This window comes from Streptococcus xiaochunlingii (genome assembly GCF_006385805.1).
Taxonomy (GTDB): domain Bacteria; phylum Bacillota; class Bacilli; order Lactobacillales; family Streptococcaceae; genus Streptococcus; species Streptococcus xiaochunlingii.
In genome coordinates, this window is the sequence record NZ_VFSG01000001.1 from 773257 (window position 1) to 799309 (window position 26053).

The 26053-nt window shown below is 42.1% G+C and carries 21 protein-coding genes and 1 pseudogene; 5 read left to right on the top strand and 17 right to left on the bottom strand.

Annotation, left to right across the window (positions count from 1 at the left end):
* Positions 1 to 77: 77 nt before the first annotated feature.
* Entirely contained in the window at positions 78 to 1316 is a 1239-nt protein-coding gene (locus FJR71_RS03920) for a tetratricopeptide repeat protein (RefSeq protein WP_140814155.1), read from the bottom strand.
* Complete coding sequence (locus FJR71_RS03925) at positions 1306 to 2475, bottom strand: AI-2E family transporter (RefSeq protein ID WP_140814156.1); 1170 nt, start codon at positions 2473 to 2475, stop codon at positions 1306 to 1308. The genes FJR71_RS03920 and FJR71_RS03925 overlap by 11 nt, the downstream gene beginning before the upstream one ends.
* Positions 2476 to 2652: 177 nt before the next feature.
* Here FJR71_RS03925 and FJR71_RS03930 point away from each other — a divergent pair, with 177 nt between their 5' ends.
* Complete coding sequence (locus tag FJR71_RS03930; RefSeq protein WP_140814157.1) at positions 2653 to 3660, top strand: lactonase family protein; 1008 nt, start codon at positions 2653 to 2655, stop codon at positions 3658 to 3660.
* A gap of 76 nt (positions 3661 to 3736) precedes the next feature.
* On the top strand, positions 3737 to 3922 hold the full coding sequence (locus tag FJR71_RS03935; RefSeq protein WP_023023803.1) for a hypothetical protein: 186 nt from the start codon (positions 3737 to 3739) through the stop codon (positions 3920 to 3922).
* A gap of 101 nt (positions 3923 to 4023) precedes the next feature.
* Here the strand turns inward: FJR71_RS03935 and eno are convergent, their stop codons facing one another.
* Positions 4024 to 5328: a surface-displayed alpha-enolase gene (gene eno, locus FJR71_RS03940; protein ID WP_140814158.1), complete on the bottom strand. Its 1305-nt coding sequence runs from the start codon at positions 5326 to 5328 to the stop codon at positions 4024 to 4026.
* 186 nt (positions 5329 to 5514) lie between these two features.
* Here eno and FJR71_RS03945 point away from each other — a divergent pair, with 186 nt between their 5' ends.
* Positions 5515 to 5958, top strand: coding sequence for a DUF1694 domain-containing protein (locus FJR71_RS03945; RefSeq protein WP_140814159.1), 444 nt, complete (start codon positions 5515 to 5517; stop codon positions 5956 to 5958).
* Between the two features lie 309 nt (positions 5959 to 6267).
* Here FJR71_RS03945 and FJR71_RS03950 read toward each other — a convergent pair whose 3' ends face one another.
* From FJR71_RS03950 to FJR71_RS03985, 8 genes and pseudogenes are all read right to left on the bottom strand, one after another.
* Positions 6268 to 7401: a glycerate kinase gene (locus FJR71_RS03950; RefSeq protein ID WP_140814160.1), complete on the bottom strand. Its 1134-nt coding sequence runs from the start codon at positions 7399 to 7401 to the stop codon at positions 6268 to 6270.
* Positions 7402 to 7493: 92 nt separating this feature from the next.
* Entirely contained in the window at positions 7494 to 9218 is a 1725-nt protein-coding gene (gene ezrA / locus FJR71_RS03955) for a septation ring formation regulator EzrA (RefSeq protein ID WP_140814161.1), read from the bottom strand.
* A gap of 86 nt (positions 9219 to 9304) precedes the next feature.
* Positions 9305 to 11254, bottom strand: a complete 1950-nt coding sequence (gene gyrB, locus FJR71_RS03960) for a DNA topoisomerase (ATP-hydrolyzing) subunit B (RefSeq protein WP_006595946.1) — start codon at positions 11252 to 11254, stop codon at positions 9305 to 9307.
* 12 nt (positions 11255 to 11266) lie between these two features.
* Positions 11267 to 11830: an HAD-IA family hydrolase gene (locus tag FJR71_RS03965; protein WP_006595945.1), complete on the bottom strand. Its 564-nt coding sequence runs from the start codon at positions 11828 to 11830 to the stop codon at positions 11267 to 11269.
* A gap of 179 nt (positions 11831 to 12009) precedes the next feature.
* Complete coding sequence (locus FJR71_RS03970; RefSeq protein WP_006595944.1) at positions 12010 to 12567, bottom strand: DJ-1 family glyoxalase III; 558 nt, start codon at positions 12565 to 12567, stop codon at positions 12010 to 12012.
* 1 nt (position 12568) lies between these two features.
* A complete protein-coding gene (locus FJR71_RS03975) occupies positions 12569 to 13813 on the bottom strand; it encodes an FtsW/RodA/SpoVE family cell cycle protein (protein WP_140814162.1) in 1245 nt (414 codons plus the stop codon).
* Between the two features lie 16 nt (positions 13814 to 13829).
* A pseudogene (locus FJR71_RS03980) lies at positions 13830 to 14837 on the bottom strand (YeiH family protein).
* A gap of 1 nt (position 14838) precedes the next feature.
* On the bottom strand, positions 14839 to 17298 hold the full coding sequence (locus tag FJR71_RS03985) for a bifunctional DnaQ family exonuclease/ATP-dependent helicase (protein ID WP_140814163.1): 2460 nt from the start codon (positions 17296 to 17298) through the stop codon (positions 14839 to 14841).
* Between the two features lie 158 nt (positions 17299 to 17456).
* On the opposite strand from FJR71_RS03985, the gene FJR71_RS03990 reads away from it, so the two are divergent.
* The gene (locus FJR71_RS03990; RefSeq protein ID WP_061564175.1) at positions 17457 to 18098 is read left to right on the top strand and encodes an MBL fold metallo-hydrolase; all 642 of its coding nucleotides are present in this window, start codon (positions 17457 to 17459) and stop codon (positions 18096 to 18098) included.
* Positions 18099 to 18136: 38 nt separating this feature from the next.
* On the opposite strand, the gene ftsX is transcribed toward FJR71_RS03990, so the two are convergent.
* The 3 genes from ftsX to prfB all read right to left on the bottom strand — a co-directional run bounded on the left by ftsX (position 18137) and on the right by prfB (position 20886).
* Positions 18137 to 19063 (bottom strand): permease-like cell division protein FtsX, encoded by a 927-nt coding sequence (ftsX, locus tag FJR71_RS03995; RefSeq protein ID WP_048789353.1) that lies wholly within the window; start codon positions 19061 to 19063, stop codon positions 18137 to 18139.
* Positions 19056 to 19748, bottom strand: a complete 693-nt coding sequence (gene ftsE, locus FJR71_RS04000) for a cell division ATP-binding protein FtsE (RefSeq protein ID WP_006595938.1) — start codon at positions 19746 to 19748, stop codon at positions 19056 to 19058. Before ftsE ends, ftsX begins: the two co-directional genes overlap by 8 nt.
* Positions 19749 to 19790: 42 nt before the next feature.
* A protein-coding gene (gene prfB / locus FJR71_RS04005; RefSeq protein ID WP_129821903.1) for a peptide chain release factor 2 occupies positions 19791 to 20886 on the bottom strand; the annotation gives its coding sequence in 2 pieces (ribosomal slippage) (positions 19791 to 20813 and positions 20815 to 20886; 1095 coding nt in all).
* A 129-nt stretch (positions 20887 to 21015) separates the two neighbouring features.
* Between prfB and FJR71_RS04010 the strand changes: the two genes are divergently transcribed.
* Complete coding sequence (locus tag FJR71_RS04010; protein ID WP_140814164.1) at positions 21016 to 21873, top strand: metallophosphoesterase; 858 nt, start codon at positions 21016 to 21018, stop codon at positions 21871 to 21873.
* A 56-nt stretch (positions 21874 to 21929) separates the two neighbouring features.
* On the opposite strand, the gene FJR71_RS04015 is transcribed toward FJR71_RS04010, so the two are convergent.
* The 3 genes from FJR71_RS04015 to FJR71_RS04025 all read right to left on the bottom strand — a co-directional run bounded on the left by FJR71_RS04015 (position 21930) and on the right by FJR71_RS04025 (position 25985).
* The gene (locus tag FJR71_RS04015; protein WP_006595935.1) at positions 21930 to 22598 is read right to left on the bottom strand and encodes an MIP/aquaporin family protein; all 669 of its coding nucleotides are present in this window, start codon (positions 22596 to 22598) and stop codon (positions 21930 to 21932) included.
* Between the two features lie 123 nt (positions 22599 to 22721).
* Positions 22722 to 25406 (bottom strand): cation-translocating P-type ATPase, encoded by a 2685-nt coding sequence (locus FJR71_RS04020; RefSeq protein WP_140814165.1) that lies wholly within the window; start codon positions 25404 to 25406, stop codon positions 22722 to 22724.
* 195 nt (positions 25407 to 25601) lie between these two features.
* Positions 25602 to 25985 carry a YwiB family protein gene (locus FJR71_RS04025; protein ID WP_140814166.1) on the bottom strand — a complete coding sequence of 128 codons (384 nt, stop codon included), beginning with the start codon at positions 25983 to 25985 and terminating at the stop codon, positions 25602 to 25604.
* Positions 25986 to 26053 lie beyond the last annotated feature (68 nt).

A 26053-nucleotide genomic window follows, 5' to 3' on the forward strand; every position in this document is an offset into this window, starting at 1 on the left:
GAAAGACTGATTAAAAAGAGTGGGATAGAACAATGATAAAACTTGTTCCTAGTCCCACTCCCACAAGAGCCAAACTCTTATTCTTCTAGCAAGCTCTCATAGAAAGCTTGCATTTGCCCATCATCTGGCACTAGCTGCAAATAGCCTTCTGCTACTTCCCGGGCTTTTGCAATATCCCCCAACTCTCTCAAGAGATAGCTATAGCTTTCTAAGAACTCTGGATTTTCTTTCAAATCTGGGTAGAGCTCTTCATAGATTGGATCTGCTTTTTCAACCTCTTCGAGTGCTACCAAGGCACGAGCAATATTCCAGCGGGTGACGACATTCTCCACTTCCACTTCTTGCCATTCAAGGACGTCTTCATAGCGTTCCTGTTCCAAATAAAGGGTTGTTAGGCGAAGGGCGATATCTTCGAGGTCCTCAGCTACTTCTTTGGCTTCTAGCAGATAATTTTCTGCCTTTTCTGGCTGATGTAACTCGTAGGCCAACTGGGATGCTAGAAGGAGGAGGTAAGCGTCAAAAGGATTCTTTTGGATCCCTTGCTCTGCGATCGCTAGCGCTGTTTCTCGGTCATTCTCAGCTTGTAGAGCCAAGGCATAGCCATATTCATATCCTTCAAAGTCTGGTGACAGTGTGTCAATCTGCTTGAAGTAGATCAGCGCCCGTTGATACTCTTCTCGGTCATAGAGAAGGGTTGCCAATTCAAAGGCAATCTGGTCATCAAACTCGATTTCCAAGGCCTTTTCTAAAAACTCAATGGCAGCCTCAAACCGACCTAGATTGGCATAAGCATAGCCGATCCGCTGATAGGTGGAAATGCCTGTTTCTTCTAAAATGAGACGGTTGTCTAATTGAGCATATTCTTGAATGGCTTCTTGGTAATTTTCGAGTTCCAGATCAATCTCTGCCAAGCCCAGCTGAATGATTGGATCATCTGAAAGCGTCGCTGCTTCCATCAGCTTTTCCCGAGCCACATCTGCAAGCCCCTCACTTTGGTAGAGATCTGCCTTGACTAGGAGACTGGCTAGATACCATTCCGAACTTTCAGGGATTTCTTCCAGATAAGCAAATGCTTCTTCCATAAGACCATCCTCGGCTACAATGGTCGCCAGACTCAGATAGACCTCTGGATAATCATCTTTTAGATGCAAGTAGGTTTGCTTGGCTTCAGGATAAAAGCCGATACTTTCAAAATACTGACCCAATTCTAACAAGGTTGCTGGATCGTCCTCTACCAAAGCCTTCTCCAAATAAGCTGGTAGGCGATCTAGCTCTTGTTTCTCAATTGCTTCTAGAATTTTTTGACTATTCTTCACGTTGAATTTCCTCAATTTCGTCCTTTTCGTACAAGCCACTGACATCTTTGTACCACTCAAATAGAGCACTGATGACTACTTTAGCTGAAGCGTAAACTGGGATTCCTAAGAAGACTCCCCAGATTCCAAACATAGAGCCAGAAGTAATCAATACAAACAGAATCGTGATTGGGTGGATATTGAGCTGACTACCCAAGACAAGTGGGGAGACGAAACGTCCCTCGATGGTTTGCTCAACAATAAAGACAATAACGACTTTGACAAACATCTCTGGTCCTGCTACCAGGCCTAAAACTAGGGCTGGGAGCATGGCCAGAAAGCTTCCTAGATAAGGAACCAGATTTAAGAATCCCGCCGTCACTCCTAAAGTCACTGCATAGCGTAAACCAATGATTTTAAAGAAGACAATGAACATAAGAGCCACTACAATAGCCACTGTAATCTGACCTCTGACATAATTGGCCAATTGTGTATTGACATCAGACAGCACCTTGCCTGCTGATTCACGAATCTTGGTTGGTAAAAAGCGAATGATCTGCCCTTTCAGGTTCTTTCCATCTCTCAAAAGGTAGAAGACGATGAACGGCATGATAATTAAAGCGATAATAACCTGAGAGGCGACAGCAATCAGATTGCTGACCCAGTTGACTGCACGGGCAGAGAAGGAACTCGCCCAACTAGTAATATTCTCTGACAACTGGCTGGTCCATTCATCCAGTTGAGGCTTGATTTCTGGCGACACTTTGTTGTCTAAGAAATCATCAATGGTCATATTGGCCTTTTCCAAGTAATCTGGCAGATTCTTCATAAAACTGAGCACCTGACGCTGAATGGCTGGAATAGCGACGGCCAAGCCCCATAAAATGAGAAGGGCAATCAAGATGAAGACGATGGAAATCGCAATAATCCGCTTAACTCGGTGCCTTTCCAAAAAGTCAACAATTGGATTTAACAAATAATAGAGGAGGCCTGAAATAATGACGGGTAGCATGACCGCTGCTCCAAACTCTAACAGCGGTGTAAAAATAAAACTAATCTTGCTCAGAACTAAAATATTTAATCCCATTAGCAAGGCTACTAGGAAAACAGTAATGGCCTTATTATCAACAAACCATTTAAAAAACCAGGATAAACTAAAATCTTTTTCTTTATGTTCCACAGGAATCTCCTTCATTTTCAATCTGTTTTTATTTTAGCATTTTTATTCTATAATTTCACGGTATAGCTGAATGTGAGCTTGTTTTTAATTCTTAACTTGTCAATCCTTCACCTAATCGTTTTCCATCCCCTTCTTTTCTGATATAATGGAGCTATCAACAAAGTCGAGGTGCATGTAATGCAAGATATTTATTTCGGAACCTATACCAAACGCGACTCCAAAGGAATTTACAAAGCTTCCTTCGATGAAAGAACTGGTCAGCTTAGCGACTTACAACTAGTCGCGCAAGAGCCAAATCCAACCTATCTTGCTTTTTCAAAAGCTGGTTTCTTATACAGTGTGGGAGCCGAAGAGGGTCTTGGTGGCATTGCGAGCTTTAACCCTGACCACCAGTTGATTAATCACGTGGTAGATGAAGGAGCTCCCCTTTGTTATGTCTCTGTTGATGAAGCGCGTGGATTGGTCTATGGAGCTAACTATCACAAGGGGCAAGTCCTCTCGTATCGCATTCATGAGGATGGTCATTTGACCTTGATCGATCAAGCGACTCATCAGGGTTCTGGACCTCACGAAAACCAAGCCAGTCCCCATGTTCACTATGCAGATCTCACTCCTGATAAACTGCTTATTACTTGTGATTTGGGGACTGATCAAGTAGTGGTCTACCAAGTCGATGATTTTGGAAAACTGACACAAGCTCAAACCTACCAAACTGCTCCAGGTGCTGGTCCGCGTCATATCATTTTCCATACTCATTACAAGACGGCTTACCTGATTAATGAATTAAACGCCACCATCGATGTCCTTTTCTATGATGGACTTGGCTACTTTGAACATTTCCAAACCATCTCCACCCTACCAGAAGATTATGAAGGTCAAAAATGGGCTGCTGCTATTCGCCTCTCCGAGGATGGGAAATTCCTCTATGCCTCAAATCGAGCTCATAACTCCATTGCAGTCTATGAAATCTTGGCAGATGGTAGCCTAGTGCTTCTTGAAATCGTTCCAACCAATGGACTCAATCCACGCGATTTCATTCTTAGTCCTGACCAAGAATACCTCATTGCAGTTCATCAAGATTCAGACAATGCCACTGTTTTTAAACGTGACAAAGAAACTGGTCGATTGACTGAATTGAGCCATGATTTCTACGTACCAGAGGCAGTTTGCGTCCTCTTCAACTAAGAATCAAAACGCTTGCTAGTTTGGTTGAAAAATGATTAAATAGTGATATTAATAAATAGTTTATAGGAGAAGCCTCATGAACCCAATGGATTTGTTTAACCAAGTCAAAGAAATGATCGAAAAGAAAGATTTCGATGCTGCTAAAAAATTTATTGATGACAACAAGGATAACCTTGGTGACTACTTAGAACAAGCCAAAGCCCTTGTTGCTGGAAACGATCTCGTCAGCGGTGCTGTTGATAAAATCAAAGGCTTGTTCTAATCAAACGATTCCTCAACTAGCTAGTTGAGGATTTTTGTTTGGCTCGATAACAAAAAAATCCTTGAGAAAACTCAAGGATCTTTTGTATCTAGTTAACTAGATTATTTCTTAAGGTTGTAGAATGATTTCAATCCACGGTATTCAGCTACTTCACCAAGTTGGTCTTCGATACGAAGCAATTGGTTGTATTTAGCGATACGGTCAGTACGTGAAAGTGAACCAGTCTTGATTTGTCCTGCGTTTGTTGCAACTGCGATGTCAGCGATTGTTGAATCTTCAGTTTCACCTGAACGGTGTGATACAACGGCAGTGTAACCAGCTTCTTTAGCCATTTCGATAGCTTCGAAAGTTTCAGTAAGAGTACCGATTTGGTTAACTTTGATAAGGATTGAGTTAGCAGCACCTTCTTGGATACCACGTGCAAGGTAGTCAGTGTTAGTTACGAAGAAGTCGTCACCAACCAATTGAACTTTCTTACCAAGACGTTCAGTAAGAGCTTTCCAACCTTCCCAGTCGTTTTCATCCATACCATCTTCGATAGTGATGATTGGGTATTTGTTAACCAATTCTTCAAGGTAGTCGATTTGTTCTGCAGATGTACGAACAGCAGCGCCTTCACCTTCGAATTTAGTGTAGTCGTAGACTTTACGTTCTTTATCGTAGAATTCTGATGATGCACAGTCAAATCCGATGAATACGTCTTTACCTGGTACATATCCAGCAGCTTCGATCGCAGCAAGGATAGTTTCAACACCATCTTCAGTTCCTTCGAAACGAGGAGCGAATCCACCTTCGTCACCTACGGCAGTTTCCAAACCACGTGATTTAAGGATTTTCTTAAGAGCGTGGAAGATTTCAGCACCCCAACGAAGAGCTTCTTTGAATGTAGGCGCACCAGCAGGTACGATCATGAATTCTTGGAAAGCGATTGGAGCATCTGAGTGAGAACCACCGTTGATGATGTTCATCATTGGAGTTGGAAGAACTTTAGTGTTGAATCCACCAAGGTAGCTGTAAAGTGGGATTTCAAGGTAGTCAGCAGCAGCACGAGCTACAGCGATAGACACACCAAGGATTGCGTTTGCTCCCAATTTACCTTTGTTAGGAGTACCGTCAAGAGCGATCATTGCACGGTCAATAGCTTGTTGATCACGTACATCGTAACCGATGATAGCTTCAGCAATGATGTTGTTTACATTGTCAACAGCTTTTTGAGTTCCAAGACCACCGTAACGAGATTTGTCACCGTCGCGAAGTTCTACTGCTTCGTGTTCACCAGTAGAAGCTCCTGATGGAACCATACCACGTCCGAAAGCACCTGATTCAGTATACACTTCTACTTCAAGTGTTGGGTTACCGCGTGAGTCTAGGACTTCGCGAGCGTAAACATCAGTAATAATTGACATTTCTTACTCTCCTTATGAGTTAAATTTTTTACACCTCTATGATACCTTAAAAATACGCGTTTTTCAAGAAAAAACGTTATCTTTGTGCAGATTTTCCTTAACTCCAATAAGAAATCGCTTTCTTTTTGTTTGGATCAGCCTTTATTCGTTTGGCATTTTCAACCTAAAGTATGATATACTATTCTTATGACTGATCTATCTAAAGAAATTATGGAAAAGGCAAACGGTGGCCTAAAATTAAATCCTGATGAACAACGTCGCTTTCTAGGTACGTTTGAAGAGCGCGTTCTAGGATATGCCGATTTAAAAACAAGCAATAGTCCTCAGCTTCAGAAGGGCTTTTTGAAGGTGCTGAAAAGTTTGTGTGAACAAGCTAGCCCTCTCTTTGTAAAGATCTCTCCAAATGTTGATTCTAGCGTCCAGTTGAGCTATCTAAAACAAGCAAAAGAATTTGGTTGCCAGGCTACTATTGTTTCGGAGGAACACGACTCCTCTCCTTTTGGGCTCGTGATTCATACAGATGCACCAGTGACCACTACTGACAAGGACCTCCGAACTGCTTTTTCGGATCTCTGGGAGGAAGAAAAGAAGCTGACCAAACCTTCTCTTTGGAAAAAATGGTTTGGGTAATCAGATCTGTCCCTTAGACATTTTATTAGTATTAAACATCAGATGGAAAAAAGCGGTTTAACCGCTTGAGTATGAAGACAAGCTATTGTTTTACATAAAACAGTTAGATGTTTATCAAAAAATGACTTTTAATTTTTAGTTATTTACGAAGATCAAAAACTTTCCGCTGTGAGAAAAATGCCTGAAACATAATTGTTTCAGGCATTCGGAATTATTGAGACCTTAGGCTCAATAATTAGTCATGGAACTTTGAAAAAGTTCGCTGACGTCCGTACTCACCTAAGGAAAGTTTTTCTGAAGACTTTATCTTCAATTTGAAGCGGTTAAACCGCTTTTTTCTATGCTTAATAGATTTCCGATATTTCTAGCTGTAAAGAGAAGATTTTCCCTCGCATTCTTCAGAAGTTGCTCTAAACTATCGGGATATTTCGTAATAGAAAAGGCACCGACTATATTTTCAAATGGGAGACTTGGTAAATCATCTGAAAGACTACCACAAATGGCTATTACTGGGATCCCCTTTGGGGTTCGTCTCGCAACCCCTATCGGAGCTTTTCCGGATAGACTCTGATGATCCAGTCGCCCTTCACCGACAATGACCAAGTCTGCATTAGCTACTTTGGAGTCAAAGTCAATCAAATCTAAACAGCTATCAATCCCTGATACCAGTCTTGCTTGCGCGAAGGCACAGAGTCCAGCAGCAAGACCTCCACCAGCTCCCATCCCTGCTTGAGTCAAAATACTTGGACAATGCTTTTCGTAAAAGCTGTTAATAGCTTGATCCACTTGTTCAAACATATTGGGACTGAGCCCCTTTTGTTTTCCAAAAATATAGGTCGCACCATCTAGTCCACATAAGAGATTGGATACATCTGCTAAGATCTGTATCTGGACATCATCTGGGATCTTGAACGCTTTCTCTTTACGGATGGAATCCCATTCTAAAAGACTTTGTCCACAGGCCTTTAATTCTCTTCCTTCTCGATCATAGAATTGGTAGCCTAGTCCTACTGCAAGTCCCAGGCCCCCATCATTGGTCGCTGTTCCTCCAACCCCGATATAAATCTCCTTTTTTCCCTGTTTGATTAAATAACAAATCAGTTCACCAATTCCTCGGGTTTCTAAGTCAAGTGGACGGCGTTGATCAACTGGAATCTTTCCTAAACCAATCAAGTCTGCTACTTCAAAGAGAGCCAGAGAATCCTTCTCCATATACCGCATTTCTACCGGCTCCCCAAATGGACCTGTGACAAGGGTATAAGTTTCCTTCAATCCCAATGAGTAGCTGATGGCATCCACTGTCCCTTCCCCACCATCTCCAACAGGACAGGTGAGCGGTTCTACATCGAGGAGAGACTGACGCAAGCCTTCTACAATAATTTCCGCTACTTCTTTCGCAGGTAAGCTTTCTTTGAATGAATCTGGAGCAATTAAAACTTTCATGGACTCATCTCCATTTTTCTATCCTTCCCTTTCCCATCACAGCTTCATTTCCATAAAAAAACATCCAGGAATGTTCTCCTGGATGTTTTGGATTAGAATCGGATGGATTCTCTTGTTTTTTCAAATGAGGTAACAAATCTCTCTGTTACTCCTGGTTCTACTGTTTCCAATGCTTCTGAAATGACTTTGAATGAAGCAGGATAGTCATACTCTTTTTCAAAGATATACAAAGCTTCATCAAACGCTGCTTGGACATGATCGTCGAATGAACGATAGCGATTTGAGTATTGAAGCAACTGCTCTGTTAGAGTAGCATATTGTACTAATTTGTAGGTTTCTTCCTCTAACTCTGTCATATCGTTGGTCAAAATATCCAGGAGACGGTTGGCGTTTTCAATATTGACACGACGACCTTCTAACTCAGCCAAGAGAGCTTCTGTGTTATCACTTGCAGTGAAGAAGATAGTAAGGAAGGATTGAGGAATTCCAGGTAAGTTACGCTTATCCATGTAACGCTTAATGGCATGTAAACGATTTGCGTAGATATTTACCTTTTGACGAGCATTGGTGTCGTCTTTCTCAATCTTAGACAAGGTTTCGCTCAATGCAATTTGATCATCTTCAATCTCTTTCAGACGTTCTTCAATCGCTTCTAACTCTTCTTGAAGGATAGAGTAGGCTTTTTGAGTTTCAGATGTATCCTTCAAGGCATCTTCTACAACGAGCTCTTGAGCTGTTAATTCAGCTTCTAACTCCTTCAAATGATTTTCCTTGAGTTCTTTGCTTTCAAATGTTTTGCTGAGACGTTCAACTTCTTCTGCTAAACGCTTGTTATTTTCCTTCGCATGGGCAAGGTAACCTGGTAAGGCTTTGACCAATTTTTCAACAACTTTGTGCGATTCAATTTCACGAGTGAAAATATCATACAAGGCGTTGATTTCTTCTTGAATCTGCTCATTTTCATAGAGCGCATTATCTAATTCAAGAGCAGCAACATTTTGTAGATTGGCTTTCAAAGCTGCATGCAATTGTTGGAAACGTGCTTCCAAATCAGTCTCTGTAAAATGATAACCAGATTCCAAAAGTTTGCGATGACCAGCTTCCAAATCTTCCAATTGATCAGGAAGAGTTGTTTGGACATCCTTCACAATTGCAGGAACTTTTTCAACAATATGCGTCAAGGCTACAATGTGGTTTTCAGCTGTATCCAAAATTTCAGCAGCTTCAACAGGGTCACCTGATGAATTCAAGGTTACAAATTTTGAAAACTCAACTTGAATATTTTCAGCTTGCTTCTCGATTTCGGGAAGCGCTGGGCCGTATGCGTCCGGATCAGAAGCTACTTGTTTTTGCAAGTTTTCAAACATATCCAAGGCATGAACAACCCGTCCACTATTCTTCTCTTCTTTTTCTTTTAATTCAGATAAAGCTTGACGGATGGCCTTGATGTCTTCATCAATCAATTGAACCTGACTCTCAATATTTCCAATCGCTTGCTTTGCTTTTAAGAAGCGGAAAGAATTGTTGTAGCCTTCTGCTTCAAAGAGGTTGTTCTCGATATCAGCAAAAGAATTGAGGGATAGGTCCACCCATTTTTGATTCCATTCACGAAATGCAACTTGACTTTGACCAATCAAATGCATATTCTTCACAGCCTCTACTTCATCATTTACCGGAAGGTTATACAACTCTTCTTTCCGTTCTTCCAGAGATGCCAGTAAGGCTTCGTTACGCTTTCTCAATAAGACTGCCACTACATATCCTAAAACCAAGAGGACCCCAATGACAATAATGAGAATAATTAGTCCACTAGACATATAAAAACTCCTTCATTAAATTACTTGAAAGTAATCGTAGTTATTATATCATAAATATTCGAATAATTGGCAAATATCGCAGAATTTTATACATCAAGTGTACTATATTCGGCATTTTCTTCGATAAATTCACGGCGAGGTTCTACTCGATCCCCCATGAGCATATCAAAGATTTTATCTGCTTCTGCTGCATCATCAACTGTCACACGCGCCATGAGGCGGTGTTCTGGGTTCATCGTTGTTTCCCAGAGCTGATGATCATCCATCTCACCCAAACCTTTGTATCGTTGAATCGTTGGTTTGGAACGACCTTCAGAATAGCGCTCCAAGGCTTCAGCCAATTCTGCTTCTTGGTTGGCTCCTGGTTGGATGTATTCTTTGATCTCACTACCGACTTTTACACCATAGATTGGTGGTTGGGCGATGTAAACATAGCCTGCCTCCAAAACTGGTTTCATATAGCGATAGATCAAGGTCAAGAGGAGGGTTCGAATATGAGCTCCATCGACATCGGCATCTGTCATGATGACTAATTTTTGATAACGAGCTTTCGATACGTCAAATTCTGCACCAAAACCGGTTCCCATAGCTGTGAAAAGGCTACGAATTTCTTCATTGGCTAAAATCTTGTCCATGCTGGCTTTTTCAACATTGAGGATTTTCCCACGAATAGGGAGAATTGCCTGGAATTCGCGGTTTCGACCTGATTTAGCAGATCCTCCGGCAGAGTCTCCTTCGACGATGAAGAGTTCTGTCTCAGCTGGATTGTTAGATGAACAGTCTGCTAATTTACCAGGAAGGTTTGAGATTTCTAAACCAGATTTCTTACGGGTGACTTCACGGGCGCGCTTAGCAGCAACACGTGCTTTGGCAGCCAAAATTCCCTTTTCGACAATTTTCTTGGCAATCTGCGGATTTTCCAACAAGAAATCAGAGAAGGCATCGCTGAACAAGCGGTTGGTAATCTTCACCACTTCAGAGTTTCCAAGTTTGGTCTTGGTTTGTCCTTCAAACTGTGGATTTGGGTGTTTGACAGAAATCACTGCTGTCAATCCTTCCCGGACATCTTCCCCTGTTAGATTTTCTTCATTGTCCTTGAGAAGCTTATTCTTACGCGCATAGTCGTTGATAACACGGGTCAAAGCTGTACGGAAACCTTGTTCATGAGTTCCCCCTTCATGGGTATGGATGTTATTGGCAAAACTCATAACGGTTTCGTGATAACCAGTCGTGTACTGCATGGCTACTTCAACCGTGATATCATCCAATTCTCCATCGGTATAAATCGGAGTTTCGAAGATGACATCCTTGTTTTCGTTGATGTATTCTACATAACTTGCAATCCCACCCTCATAGTGGTAATCTTTCGTTTGCTCCTGCCCTTCACGCTTGTCCGTGATCGAGATCCGTAAGCCACGGTTCAAGAAGGCTAATTCTTGAATCCGTTTGTTCAACTTGTCAAAATCAAAGACGGTTGTTTCTGTGAAAATCTCTGGGTCTGGAGTAAAATGAACGGTTGTACCAGTTCGATCAGTTTCACCGATCACTTCAAGATCTGCAACGACTTGCCCACGTTTGTATTCTTGGTAATGAATTTGGCCATTCTTATGGACGTGAACATCTAACTGAGTCGACAAGGCATTTACGACGGATGATCCAACTCCATGGAGTCCACCAGACACCTTGTACCCGCCACCGCCAAATTTTCCTCCCGCATGGAGAACGGTAAAGACAGTCTCAACCGCTGGACGGCCCGTTTTTTCTTGAATATCAACCGGAATACCCCGTCCATCATCGACGACTGTAATCGAATTGTCCGCTTCGATAAAGACTTCGATATGGCTAGCAAAGCCTGCAAGGGCCTCATCGATTGAGTTATCGACGATTTCCCAGACCAAATGGTGAAGACCTTCTTTAGAAGTGGATCCGATATACATCCCCGGACGCATCCGAACTGCTTCTAAACCTTCTAAAACCTGAATCTGACTGGCATCATATTCTTGACCAGTCGTTTCTTGCTTCAATTCTTCTGTCATTCTTTCCCTTTTCTAATTAAAAATATAGGCACTTAATTGATCCATTGAGTCGAACAAATAGGTCGCCATGCCAGCTCTCTGACCAGCTTCGATATCAATCGGGCGATCTCCAATCACCAAGCCAGACTCAATCGCATACTTGTCTTTTAGATACAACATGGACGTAGGATCTGGTTTACGTGGAAAACCATCATCAGCAGTCACAACTTCTGTAAAGTAATGACGAATCCCTGTTTTTTCTAAGATGGTCTCTACATGATGGTCACGGTGAGAAACCAAAAAATGACGGGCTCCTACAGCTGTTAGACGATGCAATAACTCCTCAGTCCCCTCGAATAAGCAGGGGATTTCAAGAGCTTCTTTCTCTCGCTGTTTATACTCTCCCAAAAAGTCTGGAAGGTCTGAGGCAAACTGCTGAACAGCATAATCCGTGGAAACCTTTAAAGCTGCATAAACGGAATCATGATCAGCCTCCCTTTGGAAATACTGTAAGGTCGCTACAAAAGCTTTTGTAGAGGTCTCATAATTGTCCAATAAAGTCCCACCAAGATCCCATATAAAATCATGATAATCCATAGCTTCAATTATACCATAATTTTCAAAAAATTGCTTGTAAAGTCAATGTTTTCACGGTTTTTTTACAGTCATCTCCCACCTGTTTTACTTTCATTCAAAAAGCATTTATATTTTGACAAAACTAGCCTATAAAAAAATGAAGACAGGAATTTTCCTACCTTCATTTTTCTTCTCAACAACTAAGGGGCCGATGTTCCAAAAACATCTTGATAGAGCATCCCTTCTCTCAATGCTGTGGCATCTCCACCAAAATGGTTGACCAGGGCATAGGAAAAAGCAAGTGCTGTCGCAGGACCCCGACTGGTCAAGATGTGACCATCCTGAACCACTGCTTCCTTCACATAATGCTCTCTTCCAATTTCTTTTTCGAAGCCATCATAGCAGGTATAGCGTTTTTCATCAAGTAGTCCAGCTCGATCCAACACAATCGGAGCTGCACAAATAGCTGCTAGACTTTTTCCTTGTTCATGGGCTTCTTTTAAAGACTGAATCAAGCCCTCATGGTCGCGTAGATTTGCTGCTCCCGGCATCCCTCCTGGAAGGACAATGCCATCAAAATGATCCAACGAACCGGACCAGACCTCATCTACCTTCACTGTGATCCCATGGGAACCTGTCACTTCTGGATCAAATCCAACCATCAAACACTCGATTGCTGCTCTTCGCAAAACATCGACAACGGTCAAGGCTTCGATTTCCTCGAAACCATTTGCTAACATCACTGCTACTTTTGTCATATCAAATTATTCCTTTCTCGTGTAGTCGACTCAATTGTTTCTGTCTCAATAGTCGACTTTCTTTTTTCCGTTCTTCACTCACCCTATTTTGATGGCTCATGGATAATAATAAACCAATCCCAATAAGGTTACTCACAATAGCGGATCCTCCTTGTGAGATAAATGGCAAGGGAATTCCAGTGAGAGGCAAGATCCCCGTTACAGCCCCAATATTCTCAAATATGTGGAAGACCAGCATCATGATGAAACCAGTTGAGATATAGGTGTAAAATTGATTATTAGATTTCAGGGTAATGCGCAACATCTTATAAACTAGAAACATGTATAAGAGAAGGAGGCACAGTCCTCCTACAAATCCAAAATCTTCCGCGATGACCGTAAAAATCATATCACTCTCCCTGACCGGGATCAACAGATTAGATACATTAAAACCTTGCCCCAATAGACCACCGCTGGCAATGGCCAGCTGTCCCTGAGCCTGTTGGAAGGTCATGGTTTGTGCATAATCAAAAGGATTCAACCAGGCTAAAATGCGGTTCATCTGATAGGTGGGCATCCCCAGAGTTTGATGGAGAAAGGCCCGCCCACCGTCGGATAGAAAGACGGCCAAAAAGAGAGCAATTCCACCTGCGAGGGTCAAAAAGACTGGTAAAATGATTTTCCAAGAGACCCCTGAAATAAGGACTACTCCTGAGAAGATAGCCATAAATACCAAGGAGGTTCCAAAATCATGTTGAAAGGCTAGAAGCCCTAGGACCGGTATGGTATAGGCAGCAATTTGGAGAATGAGAAAAAAGTCTTTTTTTAGCGTCCGATCTTCTTCCCTATTGTTTCGTAAAAAATGAACAATCGCACGAGAGACCATCAAGATATAAGAAATTTTCATAAACTCTGATGGCTGAAAAAGGCTGATCCCCTTGTAAGCCACCCAGTTTTTAGAACCGGTCGAAGCAACCAGGTTTGGGTTGTAAAAATAAAGGGGCAAGACCATTAAGACCAAGCCAAAGACATACAAATAGGGCGTTACTTTCCATAAAAATTCTGTATTAAAGAGCATAACGACAAAACTAATCATACATCCTAAAACAATCCAGGCAACCTGTTGGCCTAAAATAGACCAAACCAAGTCAGGATAATCATTCGAAACTGCAATGTAGACTGACACCACACCAAATGCTAATAATAACAAAACAGTGGTGATCAAGGAGAAATCTCCTTTAAGTTTGAAAGACTGACGTCTCTTCATTTTATCTCCCTTTCATTTAGATTCCTAAAACATGTTGAAGTAGCAAACTAGAAATGGATACAGCTACCCAGGCCACAAGGCCGATGAGGAGAGGAGCACCCCCCTGCTTACGGAAGGCCTGAATAGACACTTGACTTCCAATGCCAACCAAGGCCATAGCCATCAAATATTGTGACAACCATTTACAGAAGGGAATCCAAGAACTTGGAAACCAGCCAAAGGACGTCACTAAAGAAGCCAAAAGGAAGTAGAAAATAAACCAAGGAACAATTTTACTCAATGCCACTTGCTTGCCTTCTCGATCCTGTTACGACCGTCCTAGAAGTTTTAGTCCCAACATCCCAAAACAGATAGGAATTATCATCAGAGCTCGGGTCAACTTCACAACCGTAGCCACTTCACCCGCTGCTTTACTATAGGAAAATGCGGCCGCTACAACAGATGAGGTATCATTAATAGCTATTCCTGCCCAAAAACCAAATTGCCGATCCGTCATAGCAAGGAGGTGACCAAAGAAAGGAAAGAGGAAAACCGCTAGGATATTAAAGAAAAAGATGGTCGACATAGACAGAGCAATGTCATTTTCATCAGCTTCTAGAACAGGAGAGGCTGCCGCTATTGCAGAACCTCCACAAATAGCTGTCCCCATTCCAACCAAGGCTGTTAAGATCTTCGGAGCTTTTAAGAGGTAGCCCATTGCAAAAGCAGAGAAAAAGGCAATACTGATGGTCGGTAAACTAATGACCAAAGAAGATAGTCCCAATTGAGTCACCTTTTGAAAAGACATGGTAAAGCCCATCAAGATAATGGAATATTGCAAGAGTTTTTTCCCTGAATAGGCTAGTCCCGGCCTGCTATTTTGAGGCAAGAGTTGACTAGCATTCAAGAGGATGCCACATAGGATAGCAAAGAGACTAGAGCCAAGGATAGGTACTGCTTTTCCTAACACCATAGATAGTCCTGCTGTGAGAGCGGCTAGCAAGACACCGGGAACATACTGAGTTCCATTGGGTTTTTGATTCATGTTAACTCCTAAATTGTTCAACAACTTCTTTTACTTCTCCTGTCTTAGCAATGACAAGAGGAGCTATTTTCTCTAAACTAGCTTGAATCTGCGAACCATATTGACGATTTAATAAGCGTTGATCTAATAAAATGACCAGAGATTCTTGCTCGCTCGAACGACTCGAGCGTCCAAGAGCCTGTTTCAAGCGTAAGATAGCTAGTGGCAAACTATAATCATAGAAAGGATTTTTCCCTTCTAGACGCAAGGTTTCATGCAGCTTTTGCACGAAGAAATCACTTGGATTATCAAAAGGAATGCGAGGAATGACTTGAATGATTTTTGCTTGCTGGGCAAAATCGACCCCTTCCCAAAAACTACCGGATCCTAAAAGGACGGAAGCTTCCCCTCTATCAAATCGGCGTTTAATAGTTGCTGCTTCACCATTCTTATACTGAGCCAGATGACCCACTGTCATCAGCTGAGAAGTTGCTAAAAGCAAGTCCTTGGAAGTGAACAAGGCAAAGAGAGGCAAGCCAGTAGCTGCTAGATCATCCAAATAACTTGCTAAAGAGCCAGCTAATTCCTCTTGCGTCAAATTGGTCAAATCAGGAAATTCTCGATCGATGAAGATGGTTTGCCCTTGATGGTAGGACAGTTCTTTCCCAATGAATTGGTAATTCTCAATTCCTAAAATCGAGGCTAGATTGACCTTTTTACTAATGGATAAGGTAGCTGAGACCAAGAGAAGTCTGGTAGTTGTTGGAATAAAGTCTTGAAGGGAAACCAAGCCCTCTCTACCAGACTGCAAGCGAATTATCGGATGCTGATTCTCTTGTGTACGATCAATCCAAAAAATTTGAAAACGAGGATCAAAGACCGTTTTTAATGCAGCCAAGACTGGACTATCTAGTTCAGATAAATCCTGGCGAATTTTTTTCACCTGTTCCGGTGTTAATTCGACCTTTCTGCTACCTAATTCAAGATGTTTGAGTAGAGCATTCAATTCAAATTGGAGACTCTCAAGGATCCGTCGTTTCAACAAGGATTTTTCTATTTCAATCTCCCGTTGCAGATCTAGCATGAAATCCGATAAGGATAAGGAAGCCCTTGAAAACTGCTCCAATGAAAAATAAAGTTTTTGTGCTTCATCCACCACTAGAGTCCGATTTTCTACTAGAGAAGGATCATCCTCTAATCGAGTCAATAAATAGGCATGATTGGTGAGCAAGACTCGACTCATTTTGGCTTTTTCTTGACCGAGACGCCAAAAATCTTCTGTGTAAAATAAAGATTTTTTTGATAGTTTCCCATCATGACGGATTCGTTGAACAAAATTCCCGTAACGATGGAGCTGTCCTACTTCGTTTAGATCACCCGTCCTTGTTTGGGTCAACCAGACTAGCAATTGCATTTTGAACCGATTCCATAGACGATTTTCCTCTGGTTCATGCAAGATTCGAAAGAACTCATCCAGTTTTAAATAATTTTGAGGACTCTTTAGGCTATGAAAAGAAGTCTGAAAAACGTCCTCAATCGTCTTAGCTTCCTGTTGCATGATTTGGTCTTGTAAGACCTTGGTTGGAACACTGACAACAATCTGGTCCTTTGTATGCGCTAGTAAGGTAAGGAGGTAGCCATAGGTTTTTCCAATCCCAGTAGGTCCCTCGATAAAGGTTGCTACTTCTCTTGAAGACTGAAGACTTTCTTCAATTGACTGGGCAAACTCTTGCTGCAAGGGACGGGGTTCCATGCCCATTAACTGGATATTAATAGCAAACTGATCAGAAAAATTCTTGGCATCTCTTTTGATCAGAGGCTTACGAAGAAAAATCCCATGGTGAGATGTCAAGTCCTCTTTATGAAAAGCTCCCGCATCCTCGAATGTATCCTCTATCAAGAGTCTCGACTCGTAAATCAGATTATCAGAAAATGATAGCAAGGTTTCAACCAATTCTCTTGGTAAGGAAGCAATCGTTTCACGAAGCTTAAGAAATAGCTGGGCGGTTGCTTGCGCATCTGAGATAGCTGAGTGAGCATGGTCTAGAGGAATCGCCAATTCTTCACACAGGCTACTTAAATTGTATCTTTCTAATGTTGGGAAAAAGACTTGGGCCAATTCAACTGTATCGATCCGGGGGGTTATGAGCTCAAAGCCTTCCCAAAACAATGATTCTGCCAAGAGATTGGCATCAAATTTGACATTATGAGCCACAAAGACAGCATCTTCAATCAGTTCGTATACTTGTCTGGCCACCTGTGAAAAGTCAGGGGCCTTCTTTAGTTGCTGATTGGTAATCCCAGTCAGTTGGCGAATATGTTCGTCTAGTTCCTCATGCGGGTTGACGTCTGTCTCATAGGTCTCTACAATCTGCCCATCTTGAATGATGACAATCCCGATTTGAATAATTTTTGCATTGCTGCTTGCACTGGTCGCTTCCAGGTCCACGACAGCATATTTTCTTTTAACATTCGTCGTCATAGCACTTAAAATTATATCATTTTCCGACTCGCTTTGCTTGGTATTTTATGACATTGAAAGGACCAAATCCAGCCAAGCGACGATTCTTCGGTTTCAAGAGGCGTTTTAGTCAGCTATTTTACAATATTTTTGATAGACTAATAGAGAAAGGAGCTCTTATGAAAATCCACCGCATTGTCAATCCCATCGCTTATGAAAACACCTACTTGCTTGAAAACGAGGACTATCTTCTGGTCGTTGATCCTGGGAGTGCTTGGGAACAAATTCGCAGCCGCATCGATCAACTCGCAAAACCAATTGCTGCTATTCTCCTCACCCATACCCACTACGACCATATCATGAGTTTAGAGAAGGTGCGGGAAACTTATGGCCATCCACCTGTTTATGTAGATGCTCATGAAGCAGCCTGGCTTCAAAGTCCCGTAGACAATCTTTCCGGTTTAGACCGCCATTCTGATTTAATGGATGTGGTCTGCCAGCCAGCCGAAGAGCATTTTGACTACCGAACAGATTATCAATTAAAAAACTTCCATTTTTATGTTCTTCACACACCAGGACATTCCATCGGAGGGGTCTCCTTGGTCTTTCCTGATGACCACCTTGTCTTGACAGGAGATGCCCTTTTCCGAGAAACCATTGGACGGACCGATTTGCCAACAGGAAGCGGTCCCCAACTCCTTGAAAGTATTGAGACACAATTGCTCACTCTTCCATCCTCTTACGCAGTATACCCAGGACATGGGAATGATACCACTATCGGTCATGAAAAAATGTTTAATCCCTTCTTTCGAAATCGATAAAAAAGGAAGTTCATCTGAACTTCCTTTTTTGTATATTCTTAAATCTTCAAGAAACGTCTCATTGAAATAGAAGAGCCAATCGCTCCAATTAAAATACCGAGACCAAACAGTCCTCCGACCATAATCGGAACAAGAAGGTTTGGACTATATAAGAACAATTTCTGATCTTGTAGAGTATTGTACATAGACTTGTAGACAATATTATAGACATAATAAAGCAAGAGAGCTGGTGGAATTGCACCAATCAAGCCAATCCAGGCACCTTCCAAAAGGAATGGAGCACGAATATAGCCACTCTTAGCACCTACCAGACGCATAATCTTGATTTCTCGACTTCGTGAAATAATGGTAATCCGAATCGTATTAGAAATCAAGAAGACCGCGATAAAGATTAGTAAACCAGCACCAATCAAGCCCCAAATACGGATGAAGTTTCCGAGAGCAAAGAGACGTTGAGTATCAACTCCCCCATCTTTTACTTCAGATACCCCTTCGATCTTCTTAGCGGCTTTAGAAACTTCTTTTACGTACTTAGGAGCCGTTGTTTCTACAAAATAGGCATCATAGAGTGGATTGGCATCCCCGTCAAAAATTTTCCAGTTGTTACCGGCAGTCTTGATCAAGTTTTCATATTGTTCTTCCTTGCTGGAGAACTCAACTTTATCAACATTCTTCATGGCTGTCAACGCATTATAGACTTTCTTGTAGTCCTCATTATCAACCATCTGGCCTTCTTTTTCGATCTGCTGGCTTTGATCTTGGATATCCTTGCGCATATAGACAACAATCCGTACACTATTTTGAATATCATCTGATAGCTTGATCGTATTCGCAATAACTGAGGCAAAAATCGCTACAAGTCCAAGTGTAATCATCACCGAACTAACCGCAGCAATGGTCATCCAGCCATTCCGTTTTAAACTTTTAAATGATTCAATGAGATGGCGGAAAAATCTTCTAATCATCGTATCCGTACTCTCCTTCCGCTTCATCCCGTACAACACGGCCATTTTCAATGGCGATAACGCGGTGACGAAGTGTATTTACAATTTGGCTATTATGAGTCGCCATCAAAACAGTGGTACCTTGCAAATTAATTCGCTCTAAGAGGTTCATAATTTCCCAAGAGTTATCTGGGTCCAAGTTCCCTGTTGGTTCGTCCGCAATCAATACTTTAGGATTGTTGACGATGGCACGCGCGATAGCGATCCGTTGTTGCTCACCACCTGAAAGCTCATTTGGGAATGAACGAACCTTGTGTTTCAAACCAACAAGGTCTAAAACTTCCATTACGCGTTTTTTAATGTTGCGACGACGCTCTCCGATTACTTCCATTGCGTAGGCAATATTTTCATAAACGGTCTTTTTAGGAAGCAATTTGTAATCTTGGAAGACTACCCCAACGTTCCGACGCAACATCGGAATATCGCGTTTTTTGATTTTATCTAAATCAAAACCAGCAACTTTCAAGCTACCTTTATCATGCTTCACCTCACGGTAAAGCAAGCGAATAAAGGTTGATTTACCTGCACCAGAAGGTCCTACAATATAGGCAAATTCTCCTGGTTCAATATGAACGGTCACTCCTCGAAGAGCTGTCGTTCCGTTGTCATACTTTTTGACAACATCTTTCATTTCAATCATTGACATGTATTGAAAATTCCTTTCCACATTTTATATAGAAGGAGGACTTTAATTGAGACGCCATTTTAAATAGGCATCAATAAAGCCATCAATATCTCCGTCCATTACTTTATCAACTTGGGCTACTTCATAGCTTGTACGGTGATCCTTCACCATGGTATATGGTGTAAAGACGTAGGAGCGAATCTGACTTCCCCAGGTGATTTCTTTTTTATCACCCTTTAAGGAGTCCACTTCAGCTGCCTTCTTTTCTTGTTCCAATTGATAAAGTTTCGCCTGCAACATTTTCATTGCACGGTCACGGTTTCCGTACTGAGTCCGGTCAACCGTCGAAGCAACTACAATCCCTGTTGGGATGTGAGTCAAACGAACACCTGTAGAAACCTTGTTGACATTTTGTCCACCAGCTCCACCCGAACGGAAGGTATCCATCTTGATATCATCATCTCGGACTTCCACTTCAATGGTATCATCCAATTCTGGCATCACTTCAACTGACGTGAAGGATGTATGGCGACGTTTAGCTGAGTCGAATGGCGAAATCCGTACCAAACGGTGAACGCCCATTTCAGATTTCAACAAGCCATAGGCATGCGGTCCTTCAAAAGACAAGGTAACGGATTTAATCCCAGCCTCGTCTCCTGCCTGATAGTCCAAGACTTCCACCTTGAAACCATGAGCATTTCCGAAGCGGGTATACATCCGAAGAAGCATATCTCCCCAGTCCTGAGCCTCAGTACCTCCAGATCCCGGATGGATTTCCAAGATTGCATTATTATTATCATAGGGTTCTGATAAGAGAAGCGTCATCTCATAACTGGTCATCATCTTATCCAACTCTGTCAACTTCTCTTCTAGCTCTTCGTGAACGGATTCATCTTCTGAGAGAAACTCAAGAAGGATTTCGGATTCATCAAACAAGTCTGTCATTTGATGGAAATTCTCATAGGTTTGTTTCAACTCATTTAATTCCTGGGACGTTTTTTGCGCCGCAATATTATCATCCCAAAAATCAGGTTCTGTCATTTTGTTTTCCAAAATGGCAATTTCTTCTTCCAGACCCTCTAAGTCAAAGAGACCCCCTGAAAGAAGCTAATTTTTCACGATTCGCGTCAATTTTCTGACGGATTTCTGAAATATCCATAAGTACCTCTTTCTAAGTATCAGTCTATTATACCACAAACCCCGTCATTTGCACATAGTAAGAGATTGTTAGATTTGTTACATGTTGGTTACCTTTCTCTTTCTGATCAACTTATGATACACTAGTGATATGACACGTATTGGTTTTATGAGTGACCTGCACCTGGATTCCAATCAGTTGGGCGAGGCCGAACGCATGCAACTCCTGCAGGTCCTACAAGAAGAACAAATTGACCACCTTCATCTAGCTGGAGACATCTCTAATGACTTTAAACAGATAAGCCTTCCCTTCATTCAGGACCTCCAAAGACAGCTTCCTGTCTCCTTTAACCTGGGCAATCACGATATGCTATTTCTTTCAGAAGAAGAAATCAAACAGTACGATTTTCAGGTCCAGACCTTTGGGGATAACCATTTAGTATCTCTTGCTGGATGGTACGATTATAGCTTTGTTCCTGAAAAGAGCCAGGAGGCCCATCTACGTACCAAGAATACTTTCTGGTTTGATCGAAGATTGGAACGTCCTTTAGATGATCCAACCATCACCCAAGAAGTTCTCTTCCGATTGGATCAGGTCCTCGCTTCTTTAGATGGTAGAATCATCGTTGCTCTTCACTTTGTCCCCCACAAGGACTTCCTCGTTAGCCACCCCTACTTTCAGAAATTTAATGCCTTCTTAGGTAGTCAAGCTTTTCACGATCTCTTTGTAAAGCACGAGGTAGCGGATGTCGTCTTCGGACACTTGCATCATCGCCATCCTTCCAGAGCCATCGATAATCTCCATTATCACATGCGGCCTCTTGGCTATATTCGAGAATGGCAACTAACAGAAGACTTTTTCAAGGTCTATCCACAGTACAAGATCCCTCACATGTATCGTCTTCATAAACGCTACAACACTGTGAAAGACTTACCTGAATTTCATCAATACAAAAGACAGCAGTTAGCAAGCGAATTTCGTCAGGCTTTAACCATCCTTGACTGCTAAAAAGAAAAAGATTTCGACCCCATAGGGAATCGAAATCTTTTTTTCGTTAAAATGGCTTAAGCTTCTGTTTCAAGGAGATTCTTTGCAACAAGCGCTGCCAAGACACCACCAACAATTGGAGCAAGGATAAAGATCCAAATTTGTTGGAGGGCTGCACCACCTACAAAGAGTGCAGGAGCCAAGCTACGAGCTGGGTTAACAGAAAGACCTGTAATGTTCAAACCAACAAGAATAATCAAGGTCAAGCTCAAACCGATGACAAGACCAGCGATTTTCCCGTTTCCTTTAGAAGCTGATGTCACTGTCATGATGACCAAGATAAAGATAAAGGATGCAATCACTTCAAACAAAAAACCGCCAAATGGAGTTACTCCTTTAGCCAAGGCATTTTCACCAAGACTAGCGGTTGACATCCCTGAATTAGACAAAAGGAAGAAGACAGAAGCAGTCGCAAGGAAAGCTCCTACTACTTGCGCTACAATGTAGTTAACCAAGTCTTTAGATGACAAGCGTTTGTTGACAAACATAGCAATCGAAACAGCAGGATTCAAGTGAGCACCAGAAACAGTCCCAATAGAGTATGCAGCTGCAACAATGGACAAACCAAATGCCAAGGCAATTCCTAAATGCCCAAGACCTTCAGTCCCATTTCCAAAAACAACGGCGCCAGTCCCGATAAAGACGAGCATAAATGTGCCGATTACTTCAGCAAAAAACTTTTTCATAATATAAGTTTCCTTTCTTCAAACTGTTGTCTAGTGTATCAAAAATCTAGTCTTGCCTCAAGAAATATGCCCAGACATTTCTGTACACAAAAAAGCCATCCGAAGATGACTTTTGATACGCGATTAAATGGCGTTTTTATCCTTACCAAGTGCACGTTGAACGGCTTTGACAATCTCAACCAAAACAACAATCATAAGGGCACCTACAGCGACCACCATCCATTGAGTCAAACTCAAATGTGAAACGTGGAAGAGATTATTAAATCCAGGAACCAAAATTGTCACCACAAAGAGGACGAAGGCAACTGGGATAGACCAGTTAAATGTCTTGTTCTTGAAGAGCCCCACTTTAAAGATCGATTGGTAAACGGACTTGACGTTAAAGGCATGAAGCAATTGGATCAATCCAAGAGTCGCAAAGGCCATCGTCAAAGCATCTGCATGAATTTCTGCCCGAGTAGAGTGTTCAGGAGAAATCAAAGCCCAGCCATAGACACCAAGAACCAGCATAGTTTGGAAGATCCCTTGATAAAGAATAGCTCCGAAGACCCCACCGTCAAAGAAGTTAGATTTACGGCCACGAGGTTTGTGGGTCATGACACCTGGCTCAGCTGGTTCCACACCAAGAGCGATGGCTGGAAGCGTATCGGTTACCAAGTTGATCCAGAGAAGATGTACTGGTTGAAGAACATCCCATCCAAAGAGGGTTGCAAAGAAGATGGTGAAGACTTCAGCCATATTGGCAGACAAGAGGTATTGGATAGATTTTTGGATATTGGAGAAGACCTTACGTCCTTCTTCTACCGCTACGATAATAGTGGCGAAGTTATCATCGGCAAGGACCATGTCAGAAGCACCCTTAGAAACCTCTGTACCTGTAATCCCCATACCGATACCGATATCAGCTGTTTTAAGCGATGGCGCATCGTTAACCCCGTCACCAGTCATGGCAACAACTTTGCCTTCTTTTTGCCATGCTTTTACGATCCGAACCTTGTGTTCAGGTGATACACGTGCGTATACAGAGAATTGCTTGAAGACTTTTTGGAATTCTTCATCAGTAAGTTCATTCAACTCAGCACCCGTGAAGACATGGTCTTCTGTATCATTTGGATCGATGATTCCAAGACGTTTGGCAATAGCTTCTGCTGTATCTTGGTGGTCACCCGTAATCATGATTGGACGGATACCTGCTTCTTTAGCGACACGAACAGCTTCTGCAGCTTCTGGACGCTCAGGGTCAATCATGCCGACCAAACCTGAGAAGATGAGGTCAGATTCAACAATTTCAGATTCCAAGGTTGGGATTTCCTTGCTTGTCTTATAAGCCATCATCAAGACACGAAGGGCTTGTTTGGCCAAGTCTTTGTTGATTGCAAGGATAGCTTTCTTGTCTTCTTCTGTGATAGGGCGAACTTCCCCATTTACTTCAATACGTGTCACACGCTTGAGCAATTGGTCAGGCGCACCCTTGACAGCGATAAAGTATGAACCATCTGCTTCCTTGTGGATGGTAGACATGAGTTTACGATCAGAGTCAAATGGCAATTCAGCCACACGAGGCTCATCCTTCAAGACTTCACGAACGTCAAAATTGTGGTCCAAACCAAACTGAACAAGAGCTGTCTCAGTTGGATCTCCAATCAACTTGCCAGATGGGTCCACCTTGGTATCATTGGCAAAGTTCATGATACGAAGTGTATTGTTGCTAGCAGCAATTTCAGCTGCCGAACTTTGCAATTGACCGTTGGTATAGACTTTTTCAACCGTCATTTGGTTCATGGTCAAAGTACCTGTTTTATCAGACGCGATGATTTCTGTTGAACCAAGTGTTTCAACGGCTGGCAATTTACGAACGATTGAATTGCGTTTAGCAAGGGTTGTCGTTCCCAAAGATAGAACGATAGTTACAATGGCAGGAAGTCCTTCTGGAATCGCCGCAACCGCAAGGGCTACCGCCACCATCAAGCCTTCTAATGGATGCTCTCCACGAACGAAGACACCAACCAAGAAAGTGATAACTGCAATCACAACGATTAAGTAAGTCAGAGTCTTAGACAATTGGGTCAAGCTTTGCTTCAACGGTGTTTCCGTTTCATCGGCATTGGCCAACATGTCCGCAATCTTACCAACTTCTGTATACATACCAGTGTTAGTTACGACACCAATACCACGACCGTAAGTTACGTTTGAGTTTTGGTAACCCATATTGACGCGGTCTCCGATACCTGCATCCGCTTCGACAAGTCCTGTCACATCTTTTTCTACTGGGACTGATTCCCCTGTAAGAGCTGCTTCTTCGATTTTAAGGGAAGCTGCTTCAAACAAGCGCATATCAGCAGGTACAACATCCCCTGCTTCTAGCAAGACGATGTCCCCAGGCACCAATTCTTTTGAGTCAATCTCAATGACATGACCGTCACGACGAACACGAGCCATCGGGCTAGACATATTTTTCAACGCTTCAATAGCTGCTTCAGCTTGCCCTTCTTGGTAAACACCAAAGGCTGCATTCAGGACAACTACGGCCAAGATGATAATGGCATCTGTTAAGCCGTCCATTCCTTCTGTAATGACAGAAAGTGCCGCAGCCGCAAGCAAGATAATAATCATCAAATCCTTAAATTGATCAAGGAATTTAGCTAGTAGGCTACGTTTTTCGCCCTCTTCCAACTCATTTCGACCATAAGTCGCTAAGCGTTCTTGAGCTTGAGCAGTTGACAAACCTTCGATAGATGAGTCCAAATTCTTTAGGACTTCCTCAGAAGATTGCGTGTAAAACAAATCTTTATTTTGTTCTTTTGACAAAACAGTCTCCTCCTTTTTTGGTCTCTTTTTACAAAAAAAGAGACCTGTTTTTTTAAAAAAACAAGTCTCGCTGTTTAATATAGTGCCGGAAATAATTCGGAATGACGACACTATCGCGGTTAACCGCCAGCTACTCCCTTGAGTAGTTTCATTATACCACACCTTGTAAAAATATCAAGAAAAACTACTGATAAACTAGTCTCCCCATGTCAATTCTAAGCGATAGGTTGCGAATTGTTGACTTCCATCTGCCGTTAACAACTGATAGGACAAACCAAGCTTATTTTGCTCCAATCTATATTCCTGAGTATCAATCACAAACTGCTGCATGCCTAGGGGAGTTGGAATGAGCGCATGACCTTTCTCTGAAGCTATAAATTTCATGATGGATTTTGGCGTTGAAAAGCGAGTCATGGTCAATTCTTGATCATGAAATTTCAAAGCGACTTTTTCTCCTTCTTCGTTAACGTAAAGCAGATAGTAATAGCCGCCTTTTTCCTTCCATTCCCCTTCGTAATATTGGTCCATCACTTCCAGTTGATCATCAAATTGAATCTGATTTTGTATTCTAATCTTCAAAAGTTGCCATCCTTTCCCTCTTTCCTTTATTTTACCAAAAACTTCTTTCTTTTTCCTATTGCAACCAT

Bases quoted from the DNA above. Each gene is read 5' to 3' on its own strand.
- FJR71_RS04010 (WP_140814164.1), top strand. From the start codon at position 21,016: ATGACACGTATTGGTTTTATGAGTGACCTGCACCTGGATTCCAATCAG.
- FJR71_RS04015 (WP_006595935.1), bottom strand. From the start codon at position 22,598: ATGAAAAAGTTTTTTGCTGAAGTAATCGGCACATTTATGCTCGTCTTT.
- FJR71_RS03950 (WP_140814160.1), bottom strand. From the start codon at position 7,401: ATGAAAGTTTTAATTGCTCCAGATTCATTCAAAGAAAGCTTACCTGCG.
- FJR71_RS03930 (WP_140814157.1), top strand. From the start codon at position 2,653: ATGCAAGATATTTATTTCGGAACCTATACCAAACGCGACTCCAAAGGA.
- FJR71_RS03970 (WP_006595944.1), bottom strand. From the start codon at position 12,567: ATGACAAAAGTAGCAGTGATGTTAGCAAATGGTTTCGAGGAAATCGAA.
- FJR71_RS03975 (WP_140814162.1), bottom strand. From the start codon at position 13,813: ATGAAGAGACGTCAGTCTTTCAAACTTAAAGGAGATTTCTCCTTGATC.
- FJR71_RS03965 (WP_006595945.1), bottom strand. From the start codon at position 11,830: ATGGATTATCATGATTTTATATGGGATCTTGGTGGGACTTTATTGGAC.
- ftsE (WP_006595938.1), bottom strand. From the start codon at position 19,748: ATGTCAATGATTGAAATGAAAGATGTTGTCAAAAAGTATGACAACGGA.
- ftsX (WP_048789353.1), bottom strand. From the start codon at position 19,063: ATGATTAGAAGATTTTTCCGCCATCTCATTGAATCATTTAAAAGTTTA.
- eno (WP_140814158.1), bottom strand. From the start codon at position 5,328: ATGTCAATTATTACTGATGTTTACGCTCGCGAAGTCCTAGACTCACGC.
- FJR71_RS03935 (WP_023023803.1), top strand. From the start codon at position 3,737: ATGAACCCAATGGATTTGTTTAACCAAGTCAAAGAAATGATCGAAAAG.
- FJR71_RS03985 (WP_140814163.1), bottom strand. From the start codon at position 17,298: ATGACGACGAATGTTAAAAGAAAATATGCTGTCGTGGACCTGGAAGCG.
- FJR71_RS03990 (WP_061564175.1), top strand. From the start codon at position 17,457: ATGAAAATCCACCGCATTGTCAATCCCATCGCTTATGAAAACACCTAC.
- FJR71_RS03945 (WP_140814159.1), top strand. From the start codon at position 5,515: ATGACTGATCTATCTAAAGAAATTATGGAAAAGGCAAACGGTGGCCTA.
- ezrA (WP_140814161.1), bottom strand. From the start codon at position 9,218: ATGTCTAGTGGACTAATTATTCTCATTATTGTCATTGGGGTCCTCTTG.
- gyrB (WP_006595946.1), bottom strand. From the start codon at position 11,254: ATGACAGAAGAATTGAAGCAAGAAACGACTGGTCAAGAATATGATGCC.